Raw genomic sequence first — 13,898 nt, forward strand, 5'->3', positions numbered from 1 at the left:
GAACAAGAAACCATGACGATGATCGATGCCGCAGTCGCGGCCCTGGTGACGGCGCGCAACGCGCACCGCGCCACCCCTGCGGCCCAGGTGCCGCTGCCTGACGCCGCTGCCGCTTATGCAGTGCAGGCAGGCGTGGCCCGCGCGCTCGGCTGGTTCCAGGACGGCGCATCAGCGCGCCATTGGAAATCCGGCGGGCCCTCGCGCGATGCCACGCTGACCCACGCGCCCTTGCCGCCTGCCGGCATCTGGCCAAGCCCCGCCGACGCGCGCGCCTGGCCCTTTCATCTGCGCGGCATCGAGGCCGAGATTGCGCTGCGGCTGGGCGCCGACGTGGATGCCACGCGTGCCGCCGGCTTGGACCTGGCCAGCGCCAGCGCGCTGGTCGATGCCATGTGCGTCTCGATCGAGCTGGTGGATTCACGCTGGCGCGAAGCGCTGGAGGCACCGGCGCTGGCCAAGCTGGCCGACCTGCAATCGCATGGCGCCCTGGTATTGGGCGATTGGCAACCCTTTGCGCCGCGCGACTGGTCGGCGCAGCGCTGCCGCGTGCATATCGGCGCGCGGCCGGTGCTGGAGTTCCAGGGCACGCATTCCATGGGTGACCCGGCCTTCGTGCTGATGGCCTGGCTGCGCCACGCCACCCAGGACGGCGCTGTGGTGCGCGCCGGCACGGTGGTCACCACCGGCACCTGGTGCGGCCTGCCGCTGGCGACGGCCGGCGATCGGGTGCTGGCCGAATTCCCCGGCATCGGCCAGGCCGAAGTTCAACTCTGAAGAAGACACAGGAGACAAGACAAATGATTTCCCTGAACCAGCATCCCAGCGGCCGCCACTTCCTGCAGATCCCCGGCCCCAGCCCGGTGCCCGACCGCATCCTGCGCGCCATCAGCCTGCCCACCATCGACCACCGCGGGCCGGAGTTCGGCGCGCTGGGCAAGAAGGTGGTCGCGGGCATGCAGCAGATCTTCCAGACGCGGCACCCGGTGGCGATCTACCCGGCCTCGGGCACCGGCGCCTGGGAGGCCGCGCTGGTCAACACCTTGAGCCCCGGCGATTCGGTGCTGATGTACGAGACCGGCCATTTCGCCAGCCTGTGGCGGGCGATGGCGCTCAAGCTGGGGCTGGAGCCCGAGTTCCTGGCGCTGCCCGGCACCGACAAGGAAACCGGCCTGCCCCTGGCCTGGCGCAACGGCGTGCGCGCCGAACTGATCGAAGAGCGTCTGCGCAAGGACAGCAACCACCGCATCCAGGCAGTGTGCGTGGTGCACAACGAGACCTCCACCGGCGTCACCTCCGACATCGCCGCGGTGCGCCGCGCCATCGATGCCGCGCGCCACCCGGCCCTCTTGATGGTCGACACCATCTCCGGCCTGGCCAGCGCGGACTTCCGGCACGACGAATGGGGCGTGGATGTCACCGTGAGCGGCTCGCAAAAGGGTCTGATGCTGCCGCCGGGCATCAGCTTCAATGCCCTCTCGCCCAAGGCCCTCGCACGTGCCAAAGACGCCAAGCTGCCGCGCGCCTACTGGGCCTGGGACGAGATCGTGGAGATGAGCGCCAGCGGCTACTGGCCCTACACGCCCAGCACCAACCTGCTCTACGGGCTGTCGGAGGCTCTGGACATGATCCTGGACCAGGGCCTGCCCGCCATCTTTGCGCGCCACAAGCGCTGGTCCGAAGGCGTGCGCGCGGCCGTCGGCGCCTGGGGCCTGCCCACGCAGTGCGCCGACGCGGCCCTGCACTCGCCGGTGCTGACCGGCGTGATCACGCCCGAAGGCGTCGATGCCGACGGCTTGCGCCGGCTGATGCACCAGCGCTTCGACCTCTCGCTGGGCACGGGCCTGGGCAAGCTCAAGGGCCGCATGTTCCGCATCGGCCACCTGGGCGACTGCAACGACCTCACGCTGATGGCCACGTTGGCCGGTGTCGAAATGGGCTTGAAGCTGGGCGGCGTGAAACTGGCTGGCTCGGGCGTGGCCGCGGCGATGGACTTCTTTGCAGCGACGCCCGCCCGCGAAGCCTAGAACTCCGCGTCGAGCTCGTCGATTTCCTCGGGCTCGGCCTTGGCGGCCTTCACCCATTCCTGCATCGCCGGCAGTTCCATGATGCGCTTGCAGTAGGCGGCGCAGACCTTGTCCAGCATCACGTCGTAGCTCAGGAAGCGGGTGACGACGGGTGCGTACATGGCGTCGGCCATGCAAGGCGTCGCGCCGAACAGGTAGGGCCCGCCGTAGCTTTGCAGGCATTCGCGCCAGATGGCAACGATGCGGTCGATGTCGGCCTGCGCGCGCGACCACACCTTGAAGCTGGGGAAGCGGGCCTTGATGTTCATCGGCAGCGCGCTGCGCAGCGAACCGAAGCCCGAATGCATCTCGCCGCAGATCGCCCGGCAATGGGCGCGGGCCTTGGCGTCGGCCGGCAAGAGGCCCGCCCTGGGCTTGATCTCGTTGAGGTACTCGCCAATGGCCAGCGTGTCCCAGACCTTGACGCCGCCGTGCTGCAGCGAAGGCACCAGCATCGAGGAAGAGAGCAGCAGCATCTCGGCCTTCATGGCCGGGTCGTCCGGCGGAATCACCTTTTCGCTGAAATCCAATCCCGCCAGGCGGCACATCAGCCAGCCGCGCAGCGCCCAGGCACCGTAGTTCTTGCTGCTGATGGTGAGAACGGGTTTGGCCATGTGCTGCTCCTGATGTCACGGGGCCAGTGCAAGGCTTGTGCCAGAACGGTGCGCCCGACGCGAACGCGATGCGCCGGCTTGGCCCGCAACTTGCCTGCAAGCCTTGCATGTTGTATCGGGCCTACCAGTCCTCCATGGATTCCACTTCGCCGATGCGGCTTGCGGCGCAGTACCTTGGCAGCGCCCTGTGGCAGGCGCAGGACGAGCGCACTGCCACGCGGCGGATGGCGGCCTTCCTCGACGTGTTTTCGCGCATGCGGCTCACGCATTCGCGGCCGGCCTACGGCATCACGCAGGTGAGGGTCGACGGCCAGGAGGTGGCCGTGTACGAGGAGCCGGTGCTGGTGGCGCCCTTCGGCACCCTGTTGCATTTCCGCAAGCAGAGCCCGGCCGTGCAGCCGCCCGTGCTGCTGGCCGCACCACTTTCGGGCCACTTCGCCACCCTGCTGCGCGAAACGGTGCGCACGCTCCTGCGCGACCATGACGTCTACATCACCGACTGGCACAACGCACGCGACGTGCCGCTGTGGCACGGCGGCTTCGGGCTGGACGACTACACGCGCCAGATCATCCAGTTCCTGGAGGCTGTCGGCCCGGGCGTGAGCCTGGTGGCGGTGTGCCAGCCCTGCGTGGCGGCGCTGGCCGCCACCGCGCTGATGGCCGAGGACGACCACCCGGCCACGCCCATCAGCCTGACCCTGATGGCCGGGCCGGTGGACTGCCGCGTCAATCCGACCGCGGTGAACAAGCTGGCCACCGACCGGCCCATCGAATGGTTCCGGCGCAACCTGATCAGCCGCGTGCCCTGGCCGCACGCGGGCACGATGCGCCGCGTGTACCCCGGCTTCCTGCAGCTCACCGCCTTCATGAGCATGAACGCACCGCGGCACAAGAAGCAGTTCGAGTTGCTCTATCAGCACCTGGTGGACGGCGAGCTGCAACAGGCCGACACCATCCGCAACTTCTACGACGAGTACTTCGCGGTCAACGACCTGCCGGCCGAGTTCTACCTGGAGACGGTGGAGCGGGTGTTCCAGACCTACGACCTGCCGCGCGGCGTGCTCACGGTGGGCGATCGCAAGGTGAATCCGGCAGCCATCCGCCGCACTGCGCTGCTGACGGTGGAGGGCGAGCGCGACGACATCTGCGCCGTTGGCCAGACGGTGGCGGCGCAAGACCTGTGCACCGGCATCCGGCCCTACCTCAAGACGCATCACCTGCAAGCCGGTGTGGGGCACTACGGCGTGTTCAGCGGCAGCCGGTGGAACCAGCAGATCTACCCGAGGGTGCGCGAGATCATTCACAACGCCACCGAGCTGTACGGCGCGCGGACGACGCCGGCGCGAGCGGTGTCCGCCTGAGCCTCTAGGTGGCGGGGCGCGCGCGCTTTGCCTTTGTTCTTGGCGCCTTCTCTTCCTTCTTCCTTGAGATGCGCCGCATGGGCAGTCCGGGCGGCAGCGGCAGCCGCTCCCGCAGGAAGCTGATCAGCGCTTGCGCCACCACATTGCGCATCGGCCCCGGCTGGTAGACCAGCACCACGCGCCGCTCCACCTTGGGCTTGGCCAGTGGCAGCACGACGAGCGATGGATCGCGCAGCGAGTCGGTGTACAGCCGCGGCATCAGCCCCAGCGCCAGCCCACCGCGCACCAGTGCGTAGAGGGTTTCGGAATAGCTCACCCGGTAGGGCTCGGCACCCTGCGCAAACTGGGCGCGCGCCGGATTGCCCAGGGCCGGCATGCTGCCGCTTTCGAACAGCACCAGGCGCTCGCCGCCGATCGCCTCCCAGCTCACCTCCTGCGCGCCGGCCAGCGCATGGTCGCGGCGCGCCACCAGCACCAGCGGATCGCGAAACAGCTCGACGCAGGCCAGGCCGCCGGGCGGCTCGGTGATGGCGGCCACGGCGAAATCGAGCTGCCCGCTGCGCACCTCGGCCAGCAAGGTGGTGGACGGTGCGTCGCGCCAGGTCAGCTCCAGCGCCTGACCGGTCTCGTGCAGAAAATCGCCCACCGCGGCCGCCACGCCGCCGCTGGCCGAGGGAATCACGCCGATGCGCACGAAGGCGCGGCCGCGCCGCACCGTGCTCTCGATGTCGCGCAGCGCCACCTCCACCGTGTTGACCAGGAAATCGGTGCGCGCCAGCACTTCTGCACCCACCGGCGTCAGGGCCAGGCGGTGGGTGGAGCGGGTCAGCAGTTCGGCGCCCAGCAGCTTTTCCATCTGCTTGATGGCGTTGCTCAGGGCCGGCTGGGTGATGGCAAGCCGCTGCGCAGCGCGGCCGAAATGGCCCTCCTGCACCAGCACCGAGAAGCACTGCAGCTGGCGCAAGGTCAGGGCACGCAGGGGCTGGGGTTCCATGGCTTGCTCTCTTCCCGGCAATCAGTTGAATGAATGAAATTATAAAAATTCAAAACTTCACTTATGAGTAGCCGCTGCCTAGACTGCCGGGCATGACCCCCGCCTCGCTCGACGCCTTTCTGCACGCGATCCCCAAGGTCGAGCTGCACTGCCACCTGTTCGGCACGGTGCGTCACGCCACCTTCTCCGAGCTCAACCGCCGCGCAGGCTCACCGCTGGCGCAGGACGAGATCGAAGGCTTCTACACCCGCGGCGAGAAGCCGGTGGGCGTGCTGCGGGTGCTGCGCGCGCTCGATGCGCAGCTGGTGCGAAGCCCCGACGACCTGCATCGGCTCACCTACGAATACCTGCAGGACGCCGCCAGCCACAACGTGCGCTACGCCGAGTTCTTCTGGAACCCGACCGGCACGGTGCATGCGTCCGGCATCCCCTACCGCGCGGCGCAGGAAGCGATCGTGCGGGCCATCCACGACGCACAGCGCGACTGGCGCATCACCGGCCGCCTGATCGCCGCCATCGACCGCGAGGCCAGCCCCGAGGCTGCGGTGGAGATGGTCGACTGGGTGCTGGCGAACCGCCGCGAGGAAGAAGTGATCGGCATCGGCATCGACTATCGCGAAGTCGACCGTCCGCCGGAACTGTTCATCGAGGCCTACCAGCGCGCGCGCCGCGCCGGCCTCAAGACCACCGCGCATGCCGGCGAGTTCGGCATGCCCTGGACCAACGTGCGCACCGCGCTCGACCTGCTGCAGGTGGACCGCATCGACCACGGCTACACGGTGGTGGACCAGCCCGACTTCGCGCGCGAATGCGCCGATCGCGGCGTGCTCTTCACCGTGGTGCCGACCAACTCCTACTACCTGCGCACCCTGGCGCCCGAGCGCTGGGCGATGGACCATCCGATCCGCCGCATGCCGGGGCTGGGCCTTCGCATCCACCCCAACACCGACGACCCGACCCTGCACAAGGTCACGCCCACCCAGGCCTGGGCCATGATGGTGCGGGACTTCGGCTTCGGCCTTTCCGACCTGCGCGGCTTCATGCGCAACGGCCTGGATGGCGCCTGGATCGACGACGACCGGCGCCGTGCCTGGCACGCGCAATGGGGCGCCGAGTTCGACCAGCTGCGCGAGCGCCATCTTCCCGACCCCTCTTCTTCCTCCTCCGGAACCTGACCATGCCCTCGACCAAGCCCCTCGTCCTTGCCTCTCTGCTCGCAGTCGTGCTGCCTGGCACGGCCTTCGCGCAAGCCGCCTGGCCCGCGGCCAAGCCCATCACCCTGATCGTTCCCTACTCGGCCGGCGGCAGCGTGGACTACAACGCCCGCCTGGTCGCCACCAAGCTGGGCGAGCGGCTCAAGCAGTCGGTGGTGATCGAGAACGTGACCGGCGCCGGCGGCGCCATCGGCGTGGCCAAGGCGGTGAACGCCGCGGCCGACGGCTACACCCTGGTGGCCGGGCCGGACAGCGCGATCGCCATCGGCAAGCTCATCAACCCCGCCGCCTTCAAGTTCGACCCGCTGAAGGACCTGGCGCCGGTGGGCATGCTCAACACCGCGCCGATGGTGCTGGTGGCGCGGCCCGGCCTGCCGGTACAGAGCTACGCCGACCTGGTCAAGCTCGCCAAGGCCTCCCCCGGCAAGTACAACTACGCCACCTCCGGCGTGGGTACGGTGCTGCAGCTGGCGATGGAACTGCTCAAGGAAAAGAGCGGCATCTACGTCACCCACATCCCCTACCGCGGCGGCGCGCAGATCGCCACCGACGTGATCGGCAACCAGGTCGACCTGGCGATGCTGGTGAGCACCAGCGCCATTGCGCACGTGACGGGCGGGCGCCTGAAGGCCCTGGGCGTGACCGGCGGCCAGCGGCTGCAGAGCCTGCCGCAGGTGCCGGCCTTCAGCGAGATGCCGGGCCTGAAGGACTATTCGATGGTGAGCTGGACCGGCATCTTCGCGCCGGTCGCCACGCCGGCGGCCACCGTCAAGCGCCTCAATGAGGAATTGAACGCGGTGCTGAAGGACCCGGAGGTGCGGGCCAAGATGCAGGAGCAAGGCGCGCTGCCCGGCAGCGGCTCGGCCGAGGACCTCGGCAAGTTTGTGCAGGCCGAGTACGTGCGCAATCAGAAGATCGTGCAGGCGGCGAACATCAAGGAATGAGGCGCGTCGACCTCGGCGTTCAGCTCTTGCTGTCTTCTTCCTCCGCCGGCCAGTCGCGGATGTAGGCCTTGAGCATCTTGTTCTCGAAGTTCTGGCTGTCGACCACCGCCTTGGCGACGTCGTAGAAGCTCACCACGCCCATCAGCATGCGCTTGTCCATCACGGGCATGTAGCGCGCGTGACGCTCCAGCATGATGCGGCGGATCTCGTCGAGGTCGGTCTCCAGGGTGCAGGTGACCGGGGCGTCGTCCATGGCCTTGCGCACCAGGGTGCTGCCGACCGTACCGCCGTTGGCCACGATGGCCACGATCACCTCTCGGAAAGTGAGCATGCCCACCAGGTCGCCATGCTCCATCACGACGAGCGAGCCGATGTCCTTGTCGGCCATGATGTTGACGGCATCCGCCAGGGGCTCATCGGGCGTGATGGTGAAGAGCGTGTTGCCCTTCACACGCAGGATGTCGCTGACTTTCATGGGGTGTGCTCCTCTACTGGTGGGCTGATGCCGATTCAAATATAGCCCACAAATCCCACACAATGACCGCTCATTGGCACGTCCACGACACCGTCGCTGTCTTGCAGACGTAACGGGTCGTTTGCGAACTCATTTTCCTGAAAGGCTCCCATGCCCGGCTATTCCGATCCCGGCTTCGACACGCTCGCGCTGCATGCGGGCGCCGCGCCCGACCCCACCACCGGCGCGCGCGCCGTGCCGATCCACCTCACCACCTCCTTCGTGTTCGAGTCCAGCGACCACGCTGCCTCGCTGTTCAACCTGGAGCGCGCCGGCCACGTGTACTCGCGCATCAGCAACCCGACCAACGCGGTGCTGGAGCAGCGCGTGTCGGCGCTGGAAGGCGGCATCGGCGCCATCGCCACGGCCAGCGGGCAGGCGGCGCTGCACCTGTCCATCGCCACGCTGATGGGGGCCGGCTCGCACATCGTGGCCAGCACCGCGCTGTACGGCGGCTCGCAAAACCTTTTGCACTACACGATGCGGCGCTTCGGCATCGACACCACCTTCGTCAAGCCCGGCGACCTCGACGGCTGGCGCGCCGCCATCCGGCCCAACACCAAGCTGCTGTTCGGCGAGACGGTAGGCAATCCGGGCCTGGACGTGCTGGACATTCCGGACGTCAGCGAGATCGCGCACGACGCCGGCGTGCCGCTGCTGGTGGATTCCACGCTGACTTCGCCCTACCTCATCAAGCCCTTCGACTGGGGCGCCGACCTGGTCTACCACTCGGCCACGAAGTTCCTGTCGGGGCACGGCACGGTCATCGGCGGCATCGTGGTGGATGGGGGCAGCTTCGACTGGGAACGCTCGGGCAAATTCGCCGAGCTGACTCAGGCCTACGAAGGCTTCCACAACATGGTGTTCTCGGAAGAGAGCACGGTGGGCGCCTTCCTCTTGCGCGCGCGGCGCGAGGGCTTGCGCGACTTCGGCGCGTCGATGAGCCCGCACACGGCCTGGCTGATCCTGCAGGGCATCGAGACCCTGCCGCTGCGCATGGAGCGCCACATCGACAACACGCAGAAGGTGGTGGAGTTCCTGGCCAGCCACCCCTTCGTGGCGCACGTGGGCCATCCGCTGCTGCCGTCGCACGCGAGCCACGCGCTGGCCAACAAGCTCTTGCGCCACGGCGCCAAGGGTGCGGGCGCGGTGTTCAGCTTCGACCTCAAGGGCAACCGAGAGCAGGGCAAGAAGTTCATCGAGACCTTGCGCCTGTTCAGCCACCTGGCCAACGTGGGCGACTGCCGCAGCCTGGTGATCCACCCCGCCAGCACCACGCATTTCCGCATGACGGACGAGGCGCTGGCCGGCGCCGGCATCACGCAAGGCACGATCCGCCTGTCGATCGGGCTGGAGGATCCGGCCGACCTGATCGATGACCTCAAGCGGGCGCTGAAGGCCGCGGAGAAAGCAGCATGAACATCACGGTCACCGCACAACCCGTCTACGCCTACACCGGCGGCAAGCCCTTCGATGCGGCCAAGCCCACGGTGCTTTTCATCCACGGCGTGCTGAACGACCACAGCGTCTGGATCTTGCAAAGCCGCTGGTTCGCCCACCACGGCTGGAACGTGCTGGCCATCGATCTTCCCGGGCATTGCAAGAGCGGCGGCACGCCGCCGGCCAGCGTGGAAGAGGCGGCGCAATTCATCATCGCCCTGCTCGACGCGGCGGGCATCGAACGGGCGGCCCTGGTGGGCCACAGCTTCGGATCGTTGATCGCGCTGGAGACGGCAGCACGTGCGCCGGATCGGGTGACGGCGCTGGCGCTGGTTGGCACGGCCTACCCGATGAAGGTCTCGCCGGCGCTGCTGGACGCGTCGCTGAACGAGCCGCAGCGCGCCATCGCCATGGTCAACACCTTCTCGCATTCCATGCTGGCGCCGCCACCCTCAACCCTCGGGCCGGGCACCTGGCTCTACGGCAGCTCGCGCGCGCTGATGCGCCGGGTGTTGGCGAGCAACCGCGAGGCCAACCTGTTCCACGTCGGCTTTTCCGCCTGCAACGACTACGCCGGCGGCGAGGCCGCCCTCGAGGCGCTGCGCTGCCCGGTGCTGTTCCTCCTGGGTTCAGCCGACCAGATGACGCAGGCGGCCGCCGCGCAGAAGCTGGCCAGCCGCGCAGCAGGCGATGCCCGCGTGGTGACGGTGGAAGCGGGGCACGCGCTGATGTCGGAAGCGCCCGACGCGGTGCTGTTCGCCCTCGCCGAATTTCTCGGCGCGCGCTAGGGCAGCTGGAACTCGCCGGGCGAGCGCGCCAGTGCGGCGAGCAATGCCGCGACATGCTCGTCACTGGGCTGCGGCGCCGAAAGGGCCGTCAGCATTCGAGACAGGGTCTGGGCATTGGGCAGCAGGGGCCCGAGGAAACGGGTGCCGTCCTGCCCGGCCACCAGCACGGTGGGGAAAGTCTCGACGTCGAATTCGTCGGCGAATTCCGCATGGTCCTCAATGTCCACCCAGGCAAAACGAAAACCGGGGTGGGCGCGCGCCACTTCCTCGAACAGCGGGCGGTAGTCGCGGCAGGTGCCGCACCACTCGGCGCACAGGCAAACCACCCAGGGGGCGTCGTCGTCGGCAGCGGGGGCTGCTCCAGGGGTCGGCAATGCGCTCACAAGAATGGGTGGGGCGAAGGAAGGGTTTGCGGGTTGGCGGCTGGTGGACCGCCTCACTATTATGGGCAAAGGCCAAGCGCCCCACAGGAGACAACGATGAATACCGCCACAACACCCGCCCATGGCGGCCCGGCCGTCGACCCGCGCAGCTTCAAGAGCTTTGCCGAGTTCTATCCCTTCTATCTGAGCGAGCACAGCAACCGCACTTGCCGGCAACTGCACTTCGTGGGTTCTTCGCTCTCGCTCGTGTGCCTGGCCACGCTGATCCTGACCGGCAACTGGTGGTGGCTGCTCCCGGCCATCGTGGTGGGCTACGCCTTCGCCTGGATCGGCCACTTCGGATTCGAGAAGAACAAGCCGGCCTCCTTCAAGCGCCCGCTCTACAGCTTCATGGGCGACTGGGCGATGTACCGCGACGTCTTGTTGGGCAGGGTCAAGCTGTAGTCAGCGGCGCCTTGGGCAGCACGTCGCCCAGGCTCAGCTCGGACAGCGGGCCCTTGTTCCACAGCGCGACCAGGGGCTCGGCGCGCGTCATCATCAGCTCGCGCAGCAGCGGCTCCAGCGCGGTCGTTTCGGGGTCGACCAGCAGCACCAGCCGCGGTTCCCCGTCGGCCCTTTCCTCGGCGATGCGGCCGACCCAGTCGAGCGCGACCAGCGTTTCCAGCACCGGTGCCAGCTGCAGGGCATCGACACGCATGCGGGCCACCAGTTTGGCCGCACCGAGCCCCTTTGTCTGCGGTGCGTCGCGCGCCACGGCCAGGTGCTGCAGCGCCTCGAGCGCGAGCTGCAGCGGCCAGCCCGGCGATCCACCGCGCCGCGCCACCCCGCTCAACAGGCTGGGCAGGTAGGCTGCGATCACCGCGCCGAACAGCACGATCACCCATGCGATGTAGATCCACACCAAGAGGATCGGCAGGGTGGCAAAGGCGCCGTACAGCACGGAATAGGTGGGCACGAGGCCGAAGTAGAAGGCCAGCAGCTTCTTGGCGATCTCGATGGCAATCGCCACGAACAGCCCGCCGGCCCAGGCATGCGACCACTTGACCTCGGTGTTGGGAACATAGTGATAGAGCCCCGCCATGCCGCCGGCCAAGAGGAAGAACTCCGCCATGTCGAACACCAGCTTGAGCCCAGCGTCGTCCACCAGCCCGCGCGAGGCCGCAAAGACATAGGAGGTGGTGGACAGGCTCAGCGCCAGCACCAGCGGGCCCAGGGTGGCGGCCGCCCAATAGACCAGCACCCGCTGCGCCAACGGCCGCGGCCTGCGCACCCGCCAGATGTTGTTGAGCGTCTTGTCGATGGTCAGGATCAGCGCAAAGGCCGTGAGCAGCAGCACCGCCAGGCCCAGCACGCCCAGGCCACCGGCCTTGCTGGCGAACTGCGTCAGATAGCCCAGCACCTGGCGCGCGATGTTCTCCGGGATCAGGCTCTCGACCAGCCAGCGCTGCACCCGCCCCTGCATCTTGGCGAACATCGGGAAGGCGGTGAACAGCGCCAGCGCCACGGTGAAGAAGGGCACCAGCGCGATGGTGGTGGTGAAGGTCAGGCTGCTGGCCGACAGGCCCAGCCGGTCTTCGCGAAAACGCTCGCCCAGCACGGCAGCGGTGTTGCGCCACGGAAAATGGGACAGCTCCCTCCATAGCGAGTGGCGATTCATGGGTCGCTATCATGCCATCGGGTTTCTTTCTGCCATGCCTCTTCCTGCCGCTCCTCTCCCCCGTACCTCCGCCCGCGCCACGCCGCTGCCTGCCGCCGACAACCGCGTCGTGGCAACCACGCGCGCGCTCGCCGTCGGCAGCCTGGCCGCCCTGATCGTCCTTGGCCTTGCCTGGGAAATGTGGCTGGCGCCGCTTCGCCCGGGCGGCTCCCTGCTGGCGCTCAAGGTGCTGCCGCTGGTGCTGCCGCTAGCCGGCCTGCTGAAGAAGCGCATGTACACCTACCGCTGGGTGAGCCTTCTGGTCTGGATCTATTTCACCGAGGGCGTGGTGCGCGCCTGGAGCGACACGCAGCCCATGGGCCGGGTGCTGGCCGGCATCGAGATCGTGCTGTGCCTGCTGCTCTTCGTGGCCTGCGCGTGGCATGTACGCACCCGCCTGGCCCGCGCCGACGCACTGCGCGCAGCCGAAAGCGAAGCTGGATGATGAAGAAGACCGAACTGCTCGAGCAACTGCGCCGCATCGTCGGCGAGACCCAGGTGCTGACCGAGGGCGACCTCACCGCCTGGGAACAGGACTGGCGCAAGCGCGAGCGCGGCAAGGCGCTGGCGGTGGTGCGCCCGGCCAACACGCAGCAGGTGGCCGACGTGGTCAAGGCCTGCGCGGCGGCCGGTACGGCCATCGTGCCGCAGGGCGGCAACACCGGCCTGGCGGTCGGTTCCATTCCCGACGCCAGCGGCAGCCAGGTGCTGCTGAGCCTTTCGCGCATGAGCGCGATTCGCGGCATCGATGCCGCCAACCTCACAGTGACGGTGGAGGCCGGCTGCGTGCTGCAAAGCCTGCAGGAGGCCGCACGCAACGCCGGCTTCCTGTTCCCTCTGAGCCTGGCCGCCGAAGGCAGCTGCACCATCGGCGGCAACCTGGCGACCAATGCCGGCGGCACCCAGGTGCTGCGCTATGGCAATGCGCGCGAGCTGTGCCTGGGCCTGGAAGTGGTCACGGCCCAGGGCGAGATCTGGGATGGCACCAGCGGCCTGCGCAAGGACAACACGGGTTACGACCTGCGCGATTTGCTGATCGGCAGCGAAGGCACGCTGGGCGTCATCACCGCCGCCACCATGAAGCTGTACCCGCTGCCGGCGGCGCGGCTCACTGCCTGGGCTGCCGTGCCGTCGCTGGCGCATGCGGTGCAGCTGCTGGGCCTGGCGCACCAGCAACTGGGCGCGGGCCTCACCGGCTTCGAGGTGATGGGCCGCTTTGCCCTCGGCCTGGTGGCCAAGCATTTTCCGTCGCAGCGCGTGCCTTTCATCGCCGAGGATGATGGTGCATCGCCCTGGTGCGTGCTCCTGGAGAACTCCGACAACGAATCGGAACAGCATGCGCGCGAACGCTTCGAGGCCTTGCTGGAAAAGGCCTTCGAGGACGGATGCGTCAGCGACGCGGTGGTGGCCGAGAACCTCGGTCAGGCCAAGGCGCTGTGGCACGTACGCGAAAGCATTCCGCTGGCGCAGGCCGAAGAGGGCCTGAACATCAAGCACGACATCTCGGTCGCGGTGTCGCACATTCCGGATTTCGTGGCACAGACCGACGCCCTGCTGCAAGAAGCGATTCCGGGCGTGCGCCTGGTGAACTTCGGCCACCTGGGCGACGGCAACCTGCACTACAACGTGCAGGCACCGGCCGACGGCGATGCGCGTGCCTTCCTCGCGAACGAAGAAGAGCGCATCAACACCCTGGTCTACGACGCGGTGCAGCGCTTCGGTGGCTCCATCTCGGCCGAGCACGGCATCGGCTCGCTCAAGGCGCACAAGCTGGAAAAGCACAAGTCGCCGGTGGCGCTGTCGATGATGCGGGCCATCAAGGGCGCGCTGGATCCGCAGAACATCCTGAATCCGGGGCGGGTGCTGCGCCCCGAACCCAAGCATTGA

The 13,898-nt window shown here is 68.0% G+C and carries 15 protein-coding genes; 10 read left to right on the top strand and 5 right to left on the bottom strand.

The window, feature by feature from the left end; translation table 11 throughout:
- The first annotated feature begins 12 nt into the window (after positions 1-12).
- A complete protein-coding gene (locus ACIPRI_RS01620) occupies positions 13-774 on the top strand; it encodes a fumarylacetoacetate hydrolase family protein (RefSeq protein ID WP_446587825.1) in 762 nt (253 codons plus the stop codon).
- Between the two features lie 23 nt (positions 775-797).
- Positions 798-2,024 (top strand): pyridoxal-phosphate-dependent aminotransferase family protein, encoded by a 1,227-nt coding sequence (locus ACIPRI_RS01625; RefSeq protein WP_446587827.1) that lies wholly within the window; start codon positions 798-800, stop codon positions 2,022-2,024.
- Here ACIPRI_RS01625 and ACIPRI_RS01630 read toward each other — a convergent pair.
- Positions 2,021-2,677 carry a glutathione S-transferase gene (locus ACIPRI_RS01630; protein ID WP_446587829.1) on the bottom strand — a complete coding sequence of 219 codons (657 nt, stop codon included), beginning with the start codon at positions 2,675-2,677 and terminating at the stop codon, positions 2,021-2,023. The two genes, ACIPRI_RS01625 and ACIPRI_RS01630, sit on opposite strands and share 4 nt — an antisense overlap.
- Positions 2,678-2,784: 107 nt before the next feature.
- Between ACIPRI_RS01630 and ACIPRI_RS01635 the strand changes: the two genes are divergently transcribed.
- A complete protein-coding gene (locus ACIPRI_RS01635; protein ID WP_446587831.1) occupies positions 2,785-4,038 on the top strand; it encodes a polyhydroxyalkanoate depolymerase in 1,254 nt (417 codons plus the stop codon).
- Positions 4,039-4,042: 4 nt separating this feature from the next.
- Here ACIPRI_RS01635 and ACIPRI_RS01640 read toward each other — a convergent pair whose 3' ends face one another.
- A complete protein-coding gene (locus tag ACIPRI_RS01640; RefSeq protein WP_446587833.1) occupies positions 4,043-5,032 on the bottom strand; it encodes a LysR family transcriptional regulator in 990 nt (329 codons plus the stop codon).
- 92 nt (positions 5,033-5,124) lie between these two features.
- Here ACIPRI_RS01640 and add point away from each other — a divergent pair, with 92 nt between their 5' ends.
- Positions 5,125-6,207, top strand: a complete 1,083-nt coding sequence (add, locus tag ACIPRI_RS01645) for an adenosine deaminase (RefSeq protein WP_446587835.1) — start codon at positions 5,125-5,127, stop codon at positions 6,205-6,207.
- Between the two features lie 2 nt (positions 6,208-6,209).
- Positions 6,210-7,190, top strand: coding sequence for a Bug family tripartite tricarboxylate transporter substrate binding protein (locus ACIPRI_RS01650; protein ID WP_446587837.1), 981 nt, complete (start codon positions 6,210-6,212; stop codon positions 7,188-7,190).
- Between the two features lie 19 nt (positions 7,191-7,209).
- Here ACIPRI_RS01650 and ACIPRI_RS01655 read toward each other — a convergent pair whose 3' ends face one another.
- Positions 7,210-7,665, bottom strand: coding sequence for a CBS domain-containing protein (locus tag ACIPRI_RS01655; protein ID WP_446587839.1), 456 nt, complete (start codon positions 7,663-7,665; stop codon positions 7,210-7,212).
- A 150-nt stretch (positions 7,666-7,815) separates the two neighbouring features.
- Between ACIPRI_RS01655 and ACIPRI_RS01660 the strand changes: the two genes are divergently transcribed.
- A complete protein-coding gene (locus ACIPRI_RS01660) occupies positions 7,816-9,123 on the top strand; it encodes an O-acetylhomoserine aminocarboxypropyltransferase (RefSeq protein ID WP_446587841.1) in 1,308 nt (435 codons plus the stop codon).
- Positions 9,120-9,932 (top strand): alpha/beta fold hydrolase, encoded by an 813-nt coding sequence (locus ACIPRI_RS01665; protein ID WP_446587843.1) that lies wholly within the window; start codon positions 9,120-9,122, stop codon positions 9,930-9,932. The genes ACIPRI_RS01660 and ACIPRI_RS01665 overlap by 4 nt, the downstream gene beginning before the upstream one ends.
- Here ACIPRI_RS01665 and ACIPRI_RS01670 read toward each other — a convergent pair.
- A complete protein-coding gene (locus ACIPRI_RS01670) occupies positions 9,929-10,315 on the bottom strand; it encodes a thioredoxin family protein (RefSeq protein WP_446587845.1) in 387 nt (128 codons plus the stop codon). The genes ACIPRI_RS01665 and ACIPRI_RS01670 overlap by 4 nt on opposite strands.
- A 96-nt stretch (positions 10,316-10,411) precedes the next feature.
- Between ACIPRI_RS01670 and ACIPRI_RS01675 the strand changes: the two genes are divergently transcribed.
- A complete protein-coding gene (locus ACIPRI_RS01675) occupies positions 10,412-10,759 on the top strand; it encodes an Mpo1-like protein (RefSeq protein ID WP_446587847.1) in 348 nt (115 codons plus the stop codon).
- Here the strand turns inward: ACIPRI_RS01675 and ACIPRI_RS01680 are convergent.
- Complete coding sequence (locus tag ACIPRI_RS01680) at positions 10,749-11,972, bottom strand: YihY family inner membrane protein (protein ID WP_446587849.1); 1,224 nt, start codon at positions 11,970-11,972, stop codon at positions 10,749-10,751. The genes ACIPRI_RS01675 and ACIPRI_RS01680 overlap by 11 nt on opposite strands.
- 34 nt (positions 11,973-12,006) lie before the next feature.
- Between ACIPRI_RS01680 and ACIPRI_RS01685 the strand changes: the two genes are divergently transcribed.
- Together ACIPRI_RS01685 and ACIPRI_RS01690 are read left to right on the top strand one after the other, a co-directional pair.
- The gene (locus ACIPRI_RS01685; RefSeq protein WP_446587851.1) at positions 12,007-12,456 is read left to right on the top strand and encodes a DUF2069 domain-containing protein; all 450 of its coding nucleotides are present in this window, start codon (positions 12,007-12,009) and stop codon (positions 12,454-12,456) included.
- On the top strand, positions 12,453-13,898 hold the full coding sequence (locus ACIPRI_RS01690; protein ID WP_446587853.1) for an FAD-binding oxidoreductase: 1,446 nt from the start codon (positions 12,453-12,455) through the stop codon (positions 13,896-13,898). The genes ACIPRI_RS01685 and ACIPRI_RS01690 overlap by 4 nt, the downstream gene beginning before the upstream one ends.

Source organism: Variovorax sp. LARHSF232, assembly GCF_052871435.1.